At 45.7% G+C, this 15,627-nt stretch carries 18 protein-coding genes and 1 tRNA gene; 5 read left to right on the forward strand and 14 right to left on the reverse strand.

Features of this window, described 5'->3' with window-relative positions; all coding sequences use genetic code 11:
- Nucleotides 1–37: 37 nt before the first annotated feature.
- Entirely contained in the window at nucleotides 38–373 is a 336-nt protein-coding gene (locus tag PEB0122_RS07275) for a YdcA family protein (protein WP_075916428.1), read from the reverse strand.
- A gap of 349 nt (nucleotides 374–722) precedes the next feature.
- Between PEB0122_RS07275 and PEB0122_RS07280 the strand changes: the two genes are divergently transcribed.
- Nucleotides 723–971, forward strand: a complete 249-nt coding sequence (locus PEB0122_RS07280) for a hypothetical protein (protein WP_075916430.1) — start codon at nucleotides 723–725, stop codon at nucleotides 969–971.
- A 235-nt stretch (nucleotides 972–1,206) separates the two neighbouring features.
- Here the strand turns inward: PEB0122_RS07280 and PEB0122_RS07285 are convergent, their stop codons facing one another.
- A complete protein-coding gene (locus PEB0122_RS07285; RefSeq protein WP_075916432.1) occupies nucleotides 1,207–3,468 on the reverse strand; it encodes an AGE family epimerase/isomerase in 2,262 nt (753 codons plus the stop codon).
- A 313-nt stretch (nucleotides 3,469–3,781) separates the two neighbouring features.
- Between PEB0122_RS07285 and PEB0122_RS07290 the strand changes: the two genes are divergently transcribed.
- The 3 genes from PEB0122_RS07290 (at nucleotide 3,782) to PEB0122_RS07305 (ending at nucleotide 6,173) form a co-directional block, all read left to right on the forward strand.
- Entirely contained in the window at nucleotides 3,782–3,982 is a 201-nt protein-coding gene (locus PEB0122_RS07290) for a hypothetical protein (RefSeq protein ID WP_075916434.1), read from the forward strand.
- A gap of 76 nt (nucleotides 3,983–4,058) precedes the next feature.
- A tRNA-Pro gene (locus tag PEB0122_RS07295) sits at nucleotides 4,059–4,135 on the forward strand.
- A 1,825-nt stretch (nucleotides 4,136–5,960) separates the two neighbouring features.
- Entirely contained in the window at nucleotides 5,961–6,173 is a 213-nt protein-coding gene (locus tag PEB0122_RS07305) for a hypothetical protein (RefSeq protein WP_075869039.1), read from the forward strand.
- Between the two features lie 108 nt (nucleotides 6,174–6,281).
- On the opposite strand, the gene PEB0122_RS07310 is transcribed toward PEB0122_RS07305, so the two are convergent.
- The 3 genes from PEB0122_RS07310 to PEB0122_RS07320 form a co-directional block, all read right to left on the reverse strand.
- A complete protein-coding gene (locus tag PEB0122_RS07310) occupies nucleotides 6,282–6,626 on the reverse strand; it encodes a hypothetical protein (protein ID WP_075916438.1) in 345 nt (114 codons plus the stop codon).
- Nucleotides 6,627–7,105: 479 nt separating this feature from the next.
- Nucleotides 7,106–7,360 (reverse strand): hypothetical protein, encoded by a 255-nt coding sequence (locus tag PEB0122_RS07315; protein WP_075916440.1) that lies wholly within the window; start codon nucleotides 7,358–7,360, stop codon nucleotides 7,106–7,108.
- On the reverse strand, nucleotides 7,357–8,022 hold the full coding sequence (locus PEB0122_RS07320) for a lysozyme (RefSeq protein WP_075916442.1): 666 nt from the start codon (nucleotides 8,020–8,022) through the stop codon (nucleotides 7,357–7,359). Before PEB0122_RS07320 ends, PEB0122_RS07315 begins: the two co-directional genes overlap by 4 nt.
- Nucleotides 8,023–8,301: 279 nt before the next feature.
- Between PEB0122_RS07320 and PEB0122_RS07325 the strand changes: the two genes are divergently transcribed.
- Nucleotides 8,302–8,616 carry a hypothetical protein gene (locus PEB0122_RS07325; protein WP_075916444.1) on the forward strand — a complete coding sequence of 105 codons (315 nt, stop codon included), beginning with the start codon at nucleotides 8,302–8,304 and terminating at the stop codon, nucleotides 8,614–8,616.
- Between the two features lie 67 nt (nucleotides 8,617–8,683).
- Here the strand turns inward: PEB0122_RS07325 and PEB0122_RS07330 are convergent, their stop codons facing one another.
- From PEB0122_RS07330 to PEB0122_RS07365, 9 genes are all read right to left on the reverse strand, one after another.
- On the reverse strand, nucleotides 8,684–9,301 hold the full coding sequence (locus PEB0122_RS07330) for a hypothetical protein (protein WP_075916446.1): 618 nt from the start codon (nucleotides 9,299–9,301) through the stop codon (nucleotides 8,684–8,686).
- A gap of 4 nt (nucleotides 9,302–9,305) precedes the next feature.
- Nucleotides 9,306–10,292, reverse strand: coding sequence for a hypothetical protein (locus tag PEB0122_RS07335; protein WP_075916447.1), 987 nt, complete (start codon nucleotides 10,290–10,292; stop codon nucleotides 9,306–9,308).
- Nucleotides 10,293–10,460, reverse strand: a complete 168-nt coding sequence (locus PEB0122_RS11745) for a hypothetical protein (RefSeq protein ID WP_158025426.1) — start codon at nucleotides 10,458–10,460, stop codon at nucleotides 10,293–10,295.
- Between the two features lie 3 nt (nucleotides 10,461–10,463).
- On the reverse strand, nucleotides 10,464–11,405 hold the full coding sequence (locus PEB0122_RS07340; protein ID WP_075916449.1) for a tail fiber protein: 942 nt from the start codon (nucleotides 11,403–11,405) through the stop codon (nucleotides 10,464–10,466).
- Nucleotides 11,402–11,797, reverse strand: coding sequence for a hypothetical protein (locus PEB0122_RS07345; protein WP_143238815.1), 396 nt, complete (start codon nucleotides 11,795–11,797; stop codon nucleotides 11,402–11,404). The genes PEB0122_RS07340 and PEB0122_RS07345 overlap by 4 nt, the downstream gene beginning before the upstream one ends.
- A gap of 185 nt (nucleotides 11,798–11,982) precedes the next feature.
- Nucleotides 11,983–13,032, reverse strand: coding sequence for a tail fiber domain-containing protein (locus PEB0122_RS07350; protein WP_075916453.1), 1,050 nt, complete (start codon nucleotides 13,030–13,032; stop codon nucleotides 11,983–11,985).
- Complete coding sequence (locus tag PEB0122_RS07355; protein ID WP_075916455.1) at nucleotides 13,019–13,462, reverse strand: hypothetical protein; 444 nt, start codon at nucleotides 13,460–13,462, stop codon at nucleotides 13,019–13,021. Before PEB0122_RS07355 ends, PEB0122_RS07350 begins: the two co-directional genes overlap by 14 nt.
- On the reverse strand, nucleotides 13,459–14,925 hold the full coding sequence (locus PEB0122_RS07360; protein WP_075916457.1) for a hypothetical protein: 1,467 nt from the start codon (nucleotides 14,923–14,925) through the stop codon (nucleotides 13,459–13,461). Before PEB0122_RS07360 ends, PEB0122_RS07355 begins: the two co-directional genes overlap by 4 nt.
- A complete protein-coding gene (locus PEB0122_RS07365) occupies nucleotides 14,926–15,621 on the reverse strand; it encodes a phage adaptor protein (protein WP_075916459.1) in 696 nt (231 codons plus the stop codon).
- Between the last annotated feature and the right edge of the window lie 6 nt (nucleotides 15,622–15,627).

The raw sequence follows: 15,627 nt of genomic DNA on the forward strand, positions 1-15,627 counted from the left end.
GGTTTTCGCGATTCATTGCATTTTTCAAGAATTGCTTTCAGTGGGGAAGGTAGCTTTTCCGTCCGCTATCCGAATAGCAATAATGTCCACCTCTGGGGCCAACGCAATAGGTTCCCGATCGGCAAGAACAATTTCCCGATGATGGTTCCATAAGAGACGGGCTGCTTTCCAAAGATTGGCTGTTTGTTGAACTGCCGCCCATATAGGCCGAACAATCTTTGGTCGATGCGCTGGTTGAACCGTCATTACAGATAAAGGTTCTGCCTACACAATGGGAAATGCCGCCTTTCCGGCCTGAACACGGTGTATTTGCCGCAGCAAGTTCCGGCAATGAAGCCGTGAAAACAATGAAGATCACCAAAATATATTTCATAGTCTATTCCCCCGTGGGGATATCGTAATACTCGAAATAATTTTTTTGCAATCAATTTCGATTTTGACGGGAGAAAAGCGGGATTTCTGCAAAAATTGTTCAATAATGTGGTCGTTATTTCCGGCTATGAAATGCTATCCGAAATAGTTACCCGTTCCGGCTTTTTAAAATTTTTTAGCCGCAATCATTTGTTCTATTAGCGTTTATCCGAACTCTGTCCGATCGTTAAAGCCGGTTTTTTCATTCCTCATCAAAGCGAAGATGAACGGAAGATTAACAAAATGTTCAGGATAAGTTCAGCTAACAAGGCGCAAGATGTGTTTCAAGAATCGTTAAAAGGATATCTCGCATGAGAAAACTGATTGTTATTCTTTTAAGTCTCGCAATGACAGTGCCCCTTTGTGGTGCACTTTCTGCAAAGGCCGATGTTTATCCTGTCATCATCGTTGAGGACGGTCATCATCATTATGACCGCTATCATCATCGCTATCCGCCGCATCGTCGCCATTTCGAGCACCGGCATTTTTATCCGGCTCCGCCGCCACCGCCGCCCCATTATGACCCGCGGCCCTGGCACCCGCATCCTCATTGGTATTGATATGTTGTCATAAAACAATCAATCACCGGAACCCCGATAAAAGCCCGTTTGGCAACACACGCCGGACGGGTTTTTTATTGTTTTCTTGAATTTTGCGTCTCACACTTTTCCGCCTGAAGTCGGATCGTCCGGTTTTAAACGTGGCAATTCTTGTCCCCGTTTTGACGACGAATATGAAAATCATGAGCGGCGTTGAATGGGGCAGGCAGATTTTAAGGAAATGACCGGCGAGGTTTCAAGCCACTTTCCAATGTTGGGCAAATTTCTGATATTGCGTCAAAGCCGTTATCATATGATAAAAAATGGAAGCCGGAACATCTTCGGCAATCGCGCGGCCGTTTTCCGAAATAAGGTCAATCCATAAACCTTTGGGGGCGGCGTCGATATGCCACCGGAAAAGCCTTCCCACACGCGCTTCGATTTCAGGTTTCAGATCCGGCCCGTCATTACCATCAAGCGCAAGCGCTGCTTTGATCGCTTCGGTTTGCGGCCAGCTTCGCGAATTGGTGTCGATCGGCATTCCGTGGCGTGAAATCGTGTTATAAGCAAGCCCCGTCTTGCGGTTCAAACCATTGGCAATGGCCGAGGCATAGAGCTTTTTGGCGAGTTTTATAACGCTGCGGTCATTGGTTTTTTTGGAAAAATCGACAAGTAACGACGACCATTCAAAATGGTGACCGGGTTCGCAAATGTCACCATCGGGGGCGGGAGCTCTCTGCCAGTTTTTGTCGTAATATTCGGCAAGGGTCCAGCTATCCTCATCAAAGAAATGTTCCTTGAAAAGGTCGACAATGCGTTCTGCCCGTTCAAGATAATCTCTGTCACCTGTCACATCATACCAGGCCATGAAACTTTCAAACAAATGCATATGCGGGTTAGAACGGCGAAATGTTTTTTCCCCGTCGGCTTTGGCATTTTCAAAAAAGCCTTTGCCATTTTTATCGGCAAGATGAAGGTCGATGAAAGAAAAGGTTTCCATAGCAAGCGGCAATGCTTTTTTATTGCCGACACGATGGGCATGGGCAAGTGCCAGCAACACACAAGCCTGATCATAACTGTCTTCGGTTGCGTTGAGAACCTTGCCATCTTGTGAAAGCTGCAAAACCCAACCGCCACGGTCTGTTCTGCCATTTTTGCCGATAAATTCGAGGCCATGGTCGATCAGCTCTTTATAAGGGCCGTCCCACCCCATTTCACCAGCCATGGCAAAAGCATAAATTTGGCGTGCCATTGTGCGCATGCGTTTGGCGCGCAATACCGGCATGGAATCAAAGCCCAAGGCTTCATAAAAGCCGCCTTTTTCATCAACCCCGCGGGTTGACCAAAGCGGCAGCGCCTCATCAAAAAGCCAATGCTCGACACGGGTGAGATAGGCGCCGCTTTGCGGTATTTTATCGGCAGCGGGAGTGAATTTGGTTTCAAGCCTTCCGGCTTTTTCAAGTGTTGCCACCACGTCGCGCACATTCTGGCTTTCTTTAACGGGAGCCACAAAAGTTGCGTCCGTTGTCGCGACAACCGCCATATTGTGAAGCCCGACAGCCGATAGTAACCCCGCTTCCGAGCGCAAATAGCTGCCATGGCAATTGATCGCCACAACATCGCCCATAATCACATTGCCGTTCTCATCTGGCGGTGTGGGGCTTGATTGCTGGTTCAAAAGCGATTGCCACGAGCCGAGATCATTCCAGTGAAAACGGGCAGGCACAAGCGCAATGTCTTTGACATGCTCCATAATGGCATAATCGACTGAATCGGAAGGAATAGCTGCATAATGCTCGTAATTTAGCCATGTGCCCGATATGTCTGTATGAGCGGTCTTAAGTGCTTCGACAGTCTTCTTCCAGATTTCCGGCTGGAACTCGAGAAAGGCTTTTTTCATGGTTGCTGCGGAAAAGAGGAATATTCCCGAATTCCATAAAAAATTGCCCGATTGCAAATATTTCTTGGCCGTTTCAACATCCGGCTTTTCAACAAAGCGGATAACGTCATAAACGCCGTTTTTTTCCTGTCCTGTCTCTACATAACCATAGCCGGTTTCGGGCTTATCCGGATGAATTCCGAAAACCACAATGCGGCCGCTCCTTGCGGCTTCTTCCCCTTCATGAATGGTTTTCCAAAAATCGTCATCGGTTGAAATTTCATGGTCTGACGGAGCAACGAGAATGAGCCTGTCGCCATATTCGGCAAGTGTGATTGCTGTTGCCAAAGCAACCGCTGCCGCCGTATTTCGCCCCAAAGGTTCAAAAATCGGGCGTCCGCCATTTAATGGCAAACCGGCAATATCATGGCGCAAACGATATTCATGGGCTTCCGAAGCAATCAGAAAAATCGGCCCGTGGCCGCTTGTCCGGGCATTCATGCGCTTGACAGTGCCGGATACCATCGAGCCTTTGCCGGAAAGGTCGTGAAACTGTTTTGGAAAATCTTCACGCGATAATGGCCAAAGGCGGGTGCCAACGCCGCCACTCATAATGAAACTGATGATTTTTTCGGCCATTTTTTCTTTTCCGGCTTGAACTTAAAAAGCATATTCTTGCTATCGCTTTTCAAGGGTTTAGGTCAAGTGACTGCCACCCGTCGCTTAAAAAATATTAAAACCGTTAAAATGAAAATCATTAAAATGAAGACCGATAGTGCGCGACTTTCCAAGCGATGAGGCGATGGCTCAGGGAACCGGCATATATTTTTAAAACCGGCCATTGAATGCCCCCTGTGATCTTTGGCCGATTGGATAAACGAGAAAAGCCCCCGAATGCTCACAAAACAGGAAAAGAGGAAAAATCGGTCAAACTTGCAACAGAAATTTCGAGATGAGGGAAGAAGGCATTTTAAAGCGGCAAGATTTGTCGCGCCATCGGCAAAAATTTTATGCTTTGGCGAAAAAATTTCAAGAACAAGATAATAAAACGCTGTCGCGCGAGGGGATAAAAGCGGATGAGAGGGAAAAACGGATTAGAAAAAAGGCGATTGCGAGCCGAGGGAAAAAGGGGGAACAGACAGGAAATGAATAATTGTTGAGCGGGTTTTTTTAAAAAACACTTGCGAGAAGTCTGTCATAACGGTATAAGCCCGCCAACACCAGTTAGTCGGAGTGTAGCGCAGACTGGTAGCGCACCTCGTTCGGGACGAGGGGGTCGGAGGTTCAAATCCTCTCACTCCGACCATTTTTCATCAAAATTTGTTATTTAAGCGGCAAACCGCCTAATTTCCAAGCTTCAAAATATTGAAAAAGCAATGTTGTTTTGCGCCTGATTTTATTGTGTTTTGTGCGTGATTTTATCAACTATTATCGTTTTAAAAGTTAGGCTGCATAAGTCTCAACTGCGTCAATGCGAATGCCCGCGCGTGAATGGAATGCTCCGCTCGAATAAAATACCCGCGCTCGCATAAAATGCTCACCAGAACAACCGGATATTTTATCTATATCTTTGACGGAAAAGCATAAGCTGAAGATGACATGCGGAGCTTATAATAAAATGTTTCTGGTTATTTGCGGTTGCTACCTAAAAAGAATTGATTCGGTAAAAATATCGAATTCATTCTATTTTTCTTAAAAATTAATGTTTTAAATTTCAAAAAATTCAGCGAAACAATACATTGTATTCGAGTAATCAAACTCCTTCTCGATTTTTTTAAAAAGGGAATTTCTATAGCATTTTCAAATATTTATTTTTTCTTCAATGATCCGAAAAGTAATCATTAGCCGGGTTACTATATAATATAATAGAAAATAGAGGCGTTTTTAATTCACATATTGACACTTTTAGAGGTTAAATTTATATTTAATCCGTTAGCGACAATTCAGCCACTAACGATCAAGCCTAGGTACTAACCAAGGTTTGATTAGCAAATAAAAAACTCGCGAATTGGTTATTCGAGATTGCGAATTTTTCTTAATGGTCAAAGCACAATTATATCTTTCATTTTTGAAAATATCAATTTGTGAAATGAGAAGAAACGCGTAATCGCATGGTTCCATTCATTGCGGCGGTGTAAGATTATTAACGCAACGGTAGTTGCTAAAGGAATAAAAATGAGTTTTTTATATATAATGACAGAATTCATTATAAAATTATTTAGAACGAGGTGTTTTTTCTTTTCGTTCCATTTTGAAATCAAACTAGGTTGTGATTTAAAACAACCTAGATGAAGAAATTTATTAAAATATGGAATGAAGAAGACACTTCTTGCCCGTTTTCGGACGGAACATTGAATGGAAACGCATCATTAGTCGGAGGCGCTTCCAAACCTCTGGCTCTAAAACGCGGCCAATCTGTTAAATAAAACGTTTATTGCGCTCTCATAAAATCAAAGGGGCTCGAGCGATTGATGAAATTCCGGTAGCACTTCTTCTCACGCATGGCGGTTGATAGACATCACCGAGGTAGGGGGCAGTGCTTTTGCGCAATGCCCTTCTTTTGGTCATCTCCTCGTTCCGGCTTGTTGCTTTCCGTGCTGTTGTCGTTGATGGGGTGGGCGAACAAGCCACGAGGTTTTATGAACATTCCGGATTTTTTCCAATAAAAAGCAATGGATATGAAGCTTGTTCTTTCTATCGCCGATATTCTGAAATCATCCTCAGAAGCTCGTGATGACAGGGATTGCTGATAGGAAATTGCTTTATGTCTTTCGGGACGGCTGATAGTTTCAATTATTTTTCTTTTTCCACATTTGGTTATCCGGAAAATCGGGAAAACAAAGCGGTTTCAAGCAAAAGGGAACCCAAGCGTGAGCCTGCATCCTGTTTCTGGTCTGCGTTGACTTGTATTTTATCAACTCGTTGAAAAATAAGTAGAAAAGTCCATCAGTAATGAGAATTTAATTTCTTGAATAAAGTGGATTTTGCAGTTGAACTGAAAAGGAAGTGCGGCTTGAAACCGACATTCATCAATCGCATATAATTTATATAATAGGTGCGTTCGGACTATTCGTTTGAACGATTTTTTCATTGACTCTTTTTAGAAAAATAAGAACAATACGAGAACAAAAATGGAGTCGCGTAAAGTGAGCAAAGCTGTTTCAAACGATAGTTGTGAAGACGATATTGATGGCCTCATTGCAGCCTATGACGGGGATGCAAAAGCCCTCATTAGAGCTTTGCTTGAAGAACGGAAAATGCTTATCCACCAAATCGAAGTTGCCGCTTCCGCTATGTCTGTCGGCTATGGTCGGGGGTGGAAACCGAAATTGCCGATTGAATAGATCGGCTGTTTTTGTCTCTATGCCGCGTGGGGTGTGCGTTAGAGTTTTGCTTTTACTTTTTTCAGAGCTAGTTTAGCGGGTGCATGAGGATTGGTTACGAAGACTTGGTTATGAACTGAATTTTCTTCTCAATAGGCCTATGACGCTATCGATAATCGCGACACCCAAAGCACCGCATAAAAAACCGGCAAGGCCGAGAAATTTTTCCGGCACAATATAGGAACCGTCGATCAGGTCGAATTTATCAAGCAGATGAGAAAGGGTATTGGCGGCAAGTTCTGCCCCGTAAATGGCACATAAAGCACCGCCAACCCATTCCATTACGCGTTGCGGCCATTTTTTTGGCGCTCCGTTAAGCTGGCTTAAAAAACTGCCACATGCACCGGCAAGAGCAAGAAGTCCGAACCTAACAAGATAAGCAAGCCAGTCGGGTGGGGGATTATTTTCAGACATTTGATTATTCCATGAAAGGTGCGAGCCGCTGTTCGAATATTATTCGCTCTCACAAGTTAGTCGGCTAATGTTATGATAAGCGGGCGCGAGCTGTGTCGACAGGAAGGCTAAGAAGAACTTTAATAAATCGAAGAAGGTTGCAATTCTCCGAGAGATCGAATGCCGGCGGGATTTTTCATCAATGATATTTGCTGGAAACTGAAAAGCACCGCATTTCATATGTTATAAAATAAGCGATCGGGCTTTGGTCGGAAAACGGCATTCGGTTTTCTGTCACAGTGTTTCTTTCCGATTGTTCAGATAAACAGTATAAAAACATTGGCATCAACGCACCGCCAATTTATCGACTGTTAATGAATGCCACTTGGCATAAGGATAATGAGTTTTTTCATTTCCAACATTTCTGTTTCTGCCCAAACCGATCAGTCGAGATAATCCATTTGGTGATTGCAGGTTCGGTTTCGACAAGGCGCGCTGCATCATTTGCCATGGGTGGTTTTGTCCAACCCGCGCAGGAGAACCCTGCAGTCGTATGGCAGCCCGCCAACAGCAAGGCAGCGCTGATAAGGAGTAAGAGCTTCAACTTCATTTTCAACCTCGTGAGAATTTTCAAAGGCTGTGATCGAAGCCTTTAGCAACTTTTGTTTTTCCGCCTCTTGCCCGATACAAAAAGCAACAACAATCAGGGCAATGATGACGACAATGGTCATAGTCAGGCGTTCGAATGTGATCATAATTCCGCCTCTCTAAACCGTTTGATGAAATAGAAACTGCCGATTGCAACGCCGATCACCATGATGGCTGCTAACGCCCATTGGAATGGTCCCGAACCGGTGGCAAAACCGGTCAAGCCGGAAGCGGCACTGATAACCGGCCCGATCACTTCCGGTTTCAACACCGGATGAACAGTTTTTTGTTCAGGCACCACATCTTTGGAAGTCACAAAAGCGCCTTCCATCCACAGATACCCTTCTGCCCGCCGCCGGTTGACAAGGCCTTGAAGCTTTTTGCCACCCGCTTTTGTCCATTTCATCAATTCGGTCGGAACCGCATTAAAATCGCCTTGATTCAATTTTTTAAGAAGTGTCGAATTTTTAAAAGCACCAATGCCGACATTGAAAGCAAAGGATACCAGAGCAGCAAATTGGTTGTCGTTGAGTTTGACATTGACGTTGTTCTCGACAGCCGCTTCATACTGTGCGAGATCTTTCAAAAGAATGTTTTCCGCTTCGGCTGCTGTAATAACTTGGCCCTGATATGGCTGAGGGGAACCGGCCATGGCCGTATGCCCATAGCCGATAGTCCAGACACCGCCAGCATCCTTATAAGCTTTGGTTTTGAGACCTTCCCATTGTTTCAGTTTTTCAAGGCCGTGGAGGCTTATTTGTCGTGTCATGGTGTTTTCCTATCAATGATAAATGAAGGCAATAAAAAACCCCGCAAAAAGCGGGGTGGTGGTTCAATATTCAATTCATTAATTTTGCTTTTGTTAAAAAACCGGATGAGCGCGGCTCATGCGCCGCTACCTTAAATTCATTTAGAAGCGTGTTCTCGTTTGCTTTAAACCGCGATCGCTTGTGCAAAACATGAAAATTGTTCACGTTTTCCTTTTAAAAAAGGTGGCAGCTTATGATATTATAAACCTCGGTCGAGTTTCATTCAGGAGGAGTATAAAATGGCAAGTCTGAAAGATGAATTTCATAAAGAAATGCTGGCTATTTATGATAAAGCTCTTGATGCACTAGGAATAAAACTTTCCAAATTTAGACAAATGGTTGATCGGGATGGTGGCTTTCGAACGGCGAAAACGCTGATACACTCTAATTCTGCTACTCATGCTACTAGCGGTTTTACCAAACTTTGGGTGAATAAACGACTTGATTTGACTGTTGAATCGCTTGTTGCAAACAATGAAAAATGGCATCCGCTTTTTACCAAGGATGACATAAAAAAAGCCAACGAAACTCTTGAAAAGTATAAACAACCTTAATAATTTTTCAAGGAACTAAAAAGCCTCGCAAAAGATGCGGGGTTTTCGAGTGGCTTTACGGCAATATCTACCGGATATTGGCAGCCCAATTCCATAAAGTATCAAGCTGCGCGTCCGGAATTTTGTTGACTTCGGCCATTTTTTTCAAAAGCGGAAAATCACGGGTAAAGCTTGTCGCTTTTTTGATGTCGATTAACACGCTTTCACGTTCTTCTTCATCTGCAATGTAAAAAGGGCTATCCTTATTGGCTATATCAGCAATCAGGTCTTCTTCCTTTACGCCAATGGCTAAAGCCGCCTGCCAGAATTGCCGTGCAGTTAAAGGCGGAAATACCGGAGGAACTGCAACAATCTTTTCGCCGTCCCATAGTTTGCCATAGACACTCCCGCCCTGACCGAATGTTTCGCCATAATCATCGTCAATGCCGATAATATCAAATCCGGCAATTTGCGACTGTTCGGGGTCATCCGTCATGGAAATAATGTGCTTGTTATCGTCAACAGCGATATAAAATTTATGCGGATATCTTTTGAATAGCTCATGCCACTCGACACCGTCCTTATCTTTCAGGACGTTGATTTTTGCTGTGTTAGCCGGCTGAACGATATTGCCTTTGTCATCCTTGATATCTTCACCTAATGTGATTTCCTCTTTTGAAGCTCTAAGTTTACCAAAATTTTTCATTTTTTTACCACGTCCCTAAAGGAAACCAGCCACGATTTGTGATGAAAAGTTGCGGTTGACGCCCGCCCATACGAGATCGTCCATTATCCTCTTTGAGGATGGTTGTAACAACATATCCGGATGGCATATTAGTTACGGTACCTACTTGAATTGGGACATCTGCCCACCCCACAACCCGGCTATCTTTTACACAATCATTTTGATATGCAACGCAGCGGCTTTCAATATGACTGGCGAGATTTCCGTTTATCCAGGTTTGACCGGTAATATTACCATCGGATTGAAAGTATGTTTTTCCCTGAATATTTATTTCATTAGCAAAATACGTTGTCCCGTTGGTGTAGAATTTGGCAACATCGCCAAATTTATGGACATGGATGTTCAGCGATTCTCCAACAAAGGCCAAATCCGAATAGTTTTCGTTTTCTGCCGTGTAACCAAGACGCAGCATCGGGTATATTGTGCCTGGCGGAAACTGAACAAAAGTAGTTTCTGCACTATTTTTTACCGTTAGATTACCGGTAATCGTGCCGCCGGTTTTGGGAAGATGGGTCTTGTCAAGATTTGCTATTTTTTCGCGTTCGTCGGCTGTCATAATTTTGGCATTCGACGCCTCTTTCATATTGCCCATATCGAACGCGTCGGTTCGCTTGGCCGACGGGTCATAGATTGCGACGGTCATGTCGCCGCCACCGGTAAGGGTCTGCCAACCATTGCCGGATAGAAAAGTGGTGTTTGAAGGCGCACCACTTGTTTCAATTTCAGTTAAAACGACTTTGTCTTTTCTGGCCAAAGTGCCGAGCGTTTCAGGTTGAACGGCACTATCGGCTCTTTTCCCCTGTTCGGCCGTTGCAAATTCGCTTCTATCGGCTGTTGCAGCCGTACCCAGAACCGAAGGCGTTACGGCTTTGTCATTGGAAGCACGTGCTGCCATATCCTGTGGCGTTGCAGTCGGAATTTCGAAAGTGTGTGTATGATAGGGTACAGCCATTTAAACCCCCAGTTTCTTCAAACAGTTGTCGAGTTCGGTAATCTTGTTCTGTAACGGCATAAGAAGTGCGGAAAGGGCAACATGCGCCATTTGATTATTCGCGTAAATCAATATGCGGATTTTCTCCGGCTCTTTTATGCCGGATATTGCAAAAGGGTGTTCATCCATTGTTCAAGCCTTGATAATATATTGAATGGCAATATTGACCGGGCGAGCTTCATTGCCGCCATCGGCATTGATGTTGAGACTATGGCTGTGTCTTCCGGATATCGCCGTGTTTTCGGTTATCTGTGAATACCAATCCCAGCCATTTTTGCCGTCTGCTCCTCCGTTGTTGCGTTTCCATGTGGTATAGCTGTGGTTGTGTTCGCCAGCTTCACCGACCGAGCCCGAATGGCTGTGCCACCGGTTCTGGCTATCCTGAAAAGAGGCAAAAGCACGATTGGGGTCGATATTTCTGCCTGCATCTGTTCCGCGTAGAAATACACCGCGCAAATCCGGCACGGCAAAGGTTGTTTGCCCGTCGCCTTTTCCCCACCATTCGCCGATAGCCGAAAACAATGCGCCATATTGTGTTCTTGATAATAAGCGTCCGTCACAGGGTATCCAACCGGAAGGCGCTGTCGGCGCACCGAACATTGAAATAACACCGGCCGGCGTTGATTGTTGAGGTGTCGGCGAAGACAAAAACCAGCCGCCGCTCCCGTTGTTCAGTAAACTGCAAAAGACAATTTCATAGAGAGCGCCAGCCTGAATGTCCCCGCTTTCCAAGGGTTTTACCCCTTGATAAGTTGCTTTGAAAACCGGCTTATAATCAATATTGTTGAGGCTTATCATCGGTTGATCGATATTCATCCCGAGAGCGCGAAACCGCAATGTTATGCCGTTGATATAAGCAGTTACCGGTGTTTTCGACTGTATGGCAATGCGTGAAGAGGATCCTTCGACGGTAACATCGCCGCCGATATCGCACATATATTCGCGCACACGCTGCATCATCGAACGGGCGGAATTGTTGACCGTGCTTGGCGGCTGCCCCTCTGTCCAGTTGATAATATTGTCGGCATTGGCATTGCTTGCCGCCGAAAGTGACCAATCATAAATCGAACTCATAACATTCCCCCGTTATTGGTCTTCGACTGCATGTTTGATAAAAGGCGCAAAAGTGCCTGCGATTGCTCGGTTGACGGGCCACACACCGGTTTTAGCTGCATCGAGCTTGTCTGTGGTGCATCAACATTGCCTAAAGCGATCAATGCATTGGCAAGTGAACCGGCGCCTTTTTCAAGGCCTTTTTCCGTTTGCCCGTCTTCCACTAATCCGTAAGCGGTGGTGGGTGTGGGAGAATTATCTCTATTGTTATCACCGGTGACGAGGGAAGGGGCGGATAGGCCGGTTTTAAAGTTTTGACCACCATATCCCGAGGGGCCAATCGAGCCGAGCACAGGCGCATTGTCATTGGATGGGCGGTTAGCCCAAAAATTAAAAAAAGAATGTGAATTCATGAGGTAGCCTCCATTCGGGTGCAATTTTTCCTTCGCGTTTCCGGTCGGCCCAGGAAGGGTCACGCAATGTCTCTTGATTGATTTGTCGTTAAATTTCTGCGGCTCATGCTCAAGCGGCGGGTGGGGACAAGCCTCTTGTCTCCCATGTCACTGAGGGGCGTTTGAAACACCCGAATGGCTTACCTTTATAGAAGCCTTTCCATTGGAAATCCGAGCTTGTTGTAATTAACCATTAACAACCCGCTTTCGGGGTGGGTCATCACTTTATCGGGGTCGGTTTTAAGGATTTCTTGTGCGATAACACCGCGATAGCGTTCAGCCCTTCCGATATAGTTGAAATTATAGACATTGTAGCCGTTGCGTTTGCCCGCATAGCGGATATTTTCTTTTGTACGTTTGTCCGACAAGCCAAAAAGCGATGAGAGAGCCCCCAAACCGTTTCCTATTGTGGTGAGCGCACCATTCTGTTGTCTCGTTGTCTGCGTTCCGCTTGACGTTCCGTAATTTCCGGCCGCTCCCTGAGCCGCACTTAAAAGCATGGCAAGCCGGTTCCAGCCACGGTTATCTTCTTCATTCCATTGGTCACGTGCCGCATCAAGTTTTTGCTGGTTGTTCTGGTCAAGGATTGTGCCGCCTTTCAAAGCATTGAGAAGATTATTGCCTTGCCCTTGAAAATAATTGCTTGCGGCCGAAAGCTGGTTATTGTTTGCCCTGTCGATAAGTTCATTGGCATTGAGCATATTTCCAACATCCTGATTATACTGGTTGGAAAGTGCCGTTGTTGCAGCCTGTCCCAATTGTCGAGACAGAACACCGCTATGGGCGCCCGAACCGTAACGACCAGCGCCACTCATTTGACTGTTGATGGTGGTGGCGGTGTTATCAAGTGTGTTTTGCAAAGCCTGATTATAGGCACTGTTTCCCCCCACCATTTTTCCCGAAGCCATATCGGCAAGGTTCTGGCCACTTGCATTTTTGCCGCCTGCAAGGCCTTGCAAATAGCTGTTGCCATAATTGGCGGTGGCGTTTCCAAGCCCGCTAATGGCATTTTTTGTTGTGTCACTTAAATCGGCCACCCGCGAGCCTTGATAAACATTGCCACCCTGACCGGAATTATAAAGATCCATGGCATCTTTGGCCGAGCGCTTGAAGAGTGGTGCCGCCCATTCCGGCGGGGCTGATGTCTCGGTCTTCGTTTGTGTGGTTTTTGCACCTTTTCCGCTACTTCCGCCCATTGTTCAATTCCTTTCGATATTTGACCACGCTTGGCCTATAGCCATGTGCGCGCATGATTTTTGACCAGCCGATGCGACCGATGGGGCAAATTTCGGATGCGCCGATGGTTTTTGCCCATTCTTCTATCGGTTCGATCATATCGGCTATTTTCTCGCCGCCGTGACCGGCAAGTTCGAGGAGTTCGACACGTTTTTTCCCGCTCGCCAGAATTTCGATATGCGAGGTGACGAAGGCTACAAAGTTTTCTTTCTCGTCAACAATGATCCATAATTGCCGCTCGCCACTTGCAATTTCTTCTGCCATTGTTTGAAACGATATGTCGTCGGGAAAACGACGGGCGATTTTTGTCATCGCCTCTGTGAGATCGCCGCTATAGCGTTTCATCCGTTCATAAGGCCAGTTTTCGGTGAGATAGATTTTATAGCTCATCTTTTTCCGGCTCTTGTAAAATCGACATTGAAGCCTGCAATATGCGACCATTTTTCCCCCGCCGGAACACGCAGGCGGAATTTGTGAAAACGCGCCCGTGAGCGGCCATGGTAACGGCCGGTATTATAAGAGGCGGTTTTCTCTGCCGACCATTTTACCGGTTCTTGCGGGTTTCTTCGCATTCTTGCACCAATTGCAAGCAAGGCTTCATTGCTGTCTATTTGTGCAATAACATTTTCCAGCCGGTTTATATCACCATTGGGGGCAGCAACTTCCTGCGAGGAAACTATTGCCTCCATTGCTTCTCCCGAAAAGGAGCCCAAACGGTAATCAACTGAAAAAGCGCCGAGAATGGGCGCACCGCCTTGCCAGATTTTGCTATCCAGCGAAAACGGCAAATTTTCCAGAATAGTTGAAATATTATCAAGCCCGTCGAGCGTGTAACCGCTTGTATAAATCGGCATAATGCTGCTTGCCGCAATGCTGATAACCGTCCATTTTTGCAGGCCCCAGTCATAGACCATCAATTCGTTCATCACGCCCGAACCGTTATAATCCATCGCCCAATAGACACGGTTATAGAAAGGGTCGATTGCACAAAACATTTCGGCAAGATTATTGGCATTCATGCGGGTAAAGACCGAGCGATCGATTTTTTCAAAACCGATAGGTATCACCGCGCCATCGCTCGTAATCTGGAAAAAACCGCCTTCATCGGCATAAAAGGAAAATTCTCCGCGACTGCTGATCGAATTGGATGATTTTGCACCGCGTTTGTCATGAATTTTCTGGAATGAAAATATGATGTCGGAACCGGGAATGAATGTGCCGCGATAAATCGCTGATTGCAAAAAAATAATCGGGTTGGTTGCTTCACTCGATCCTTGAACACTGCCGCCATCCGGAAAATCCTGATAGTCGCAAGACTTTTCTCCCACTGTCCAGAATTCCGCATCATTAAGGCCCGACCAGTAAACGCGGTTGGGATTATCCGGCAATTGCATGAGACAAACAAAATCGCCCCACACTTTGACAGCTCCCGCCCGTGGCGGATTGCCGCCAAGATTGCGGAATTTTGCCGAACGGTTGAGCTCGAAAACCTGTGGCGGGTCGTTTTTGTTGACGGCGATAATATAATTGCCGAAAGAAGCAAAAGACCAGCGTGCCTCATCGGAAGCGGAATAGATTTTTCCCGTTTGAGTAATGTCGCGCCAGGAAAGATCGGTATTGTCTAGGACAAAAAGTTTTTTTGCAGTTCCGGCAAAAACCGAGGTTGTTCCGTCAAGCGACCGTGCGGCATAGGCTCCATAAGGCTTTTCCGGAAACGGTTTGGAAAACGCTTTGAAACCGGGCATTGGAATATAACTGCCGTCGGCTGGCAAAACATTCAATATATCATCGCTATAGTCGCTATTGATGTCGGCAATGTCGGGGCGATATTCGGCTATGGTTAAAAATGTCATTTAAAACACCGTTGCTTTGATTTTGCCGCTACCATTGCGCCGCGAAGTTTCCGCTTTAAGCGCTGAAAGCTGCTCGTTAAAGTCGTTAAAGGCTGTTCGAGCGCCATCGGCATCTTTCAAAATATCTTTATAAAGCTCGTATTTTGCCCGCGCTTTGACAAGGTCGAACGCATCGAGAAACCACGGGCTTTCCTCGTCGGCTTTCAAAACTTCTTCAAGCCGGTAAGGCTCAATCATCAGGCGTATTTTGTAAACCTTGTCAGGGCAGGGAAAGAGCCGCAGTTTTTTTGAAAAATAACAATAGGCATAAGGTTCGCCATGGGCTGAACCCGCGCTTTCAAGTTCTTGCGGGGAATTGAGATGAAGCCTTTTTGCATTTCCATCAGATTTTTCAAGAAAAACAAAGCGGATACCGGCCGCACTCGCAATCGCCTTTTCGGTTGTTGTGCCATACCAGTCCTGATTTTTAGTCGTCAAAAAGGTAATATCGCGCGTTTCATTGAAATAAAGCGGTTCTCGTGCTGAAAAGCGGATGGCCGAATAGATTGCTTCCTGAATTTGGCTGAAATATTCATTTGTCGTGTCGTCAATTTCATCCTGAATAACGGCAATCATATCCGAAAAGTTTTTGTTTTTCGGCTGGAGAGAAGTGGGAAGACTTGTAATCGGCCCTGTCGTGGTAATGATAATGGCCATAATATT

The organism is Ditibartonella apis (assembly GCF_001952075.1).
In the GTDB taxonomy this organism is placed as follows: domain Bacteria; phylum Pseudomonadota; class Alphaproteobacteria; order Rhizobiales; family Rhizobiaceae; genus Bartonella; species Bartonella apis.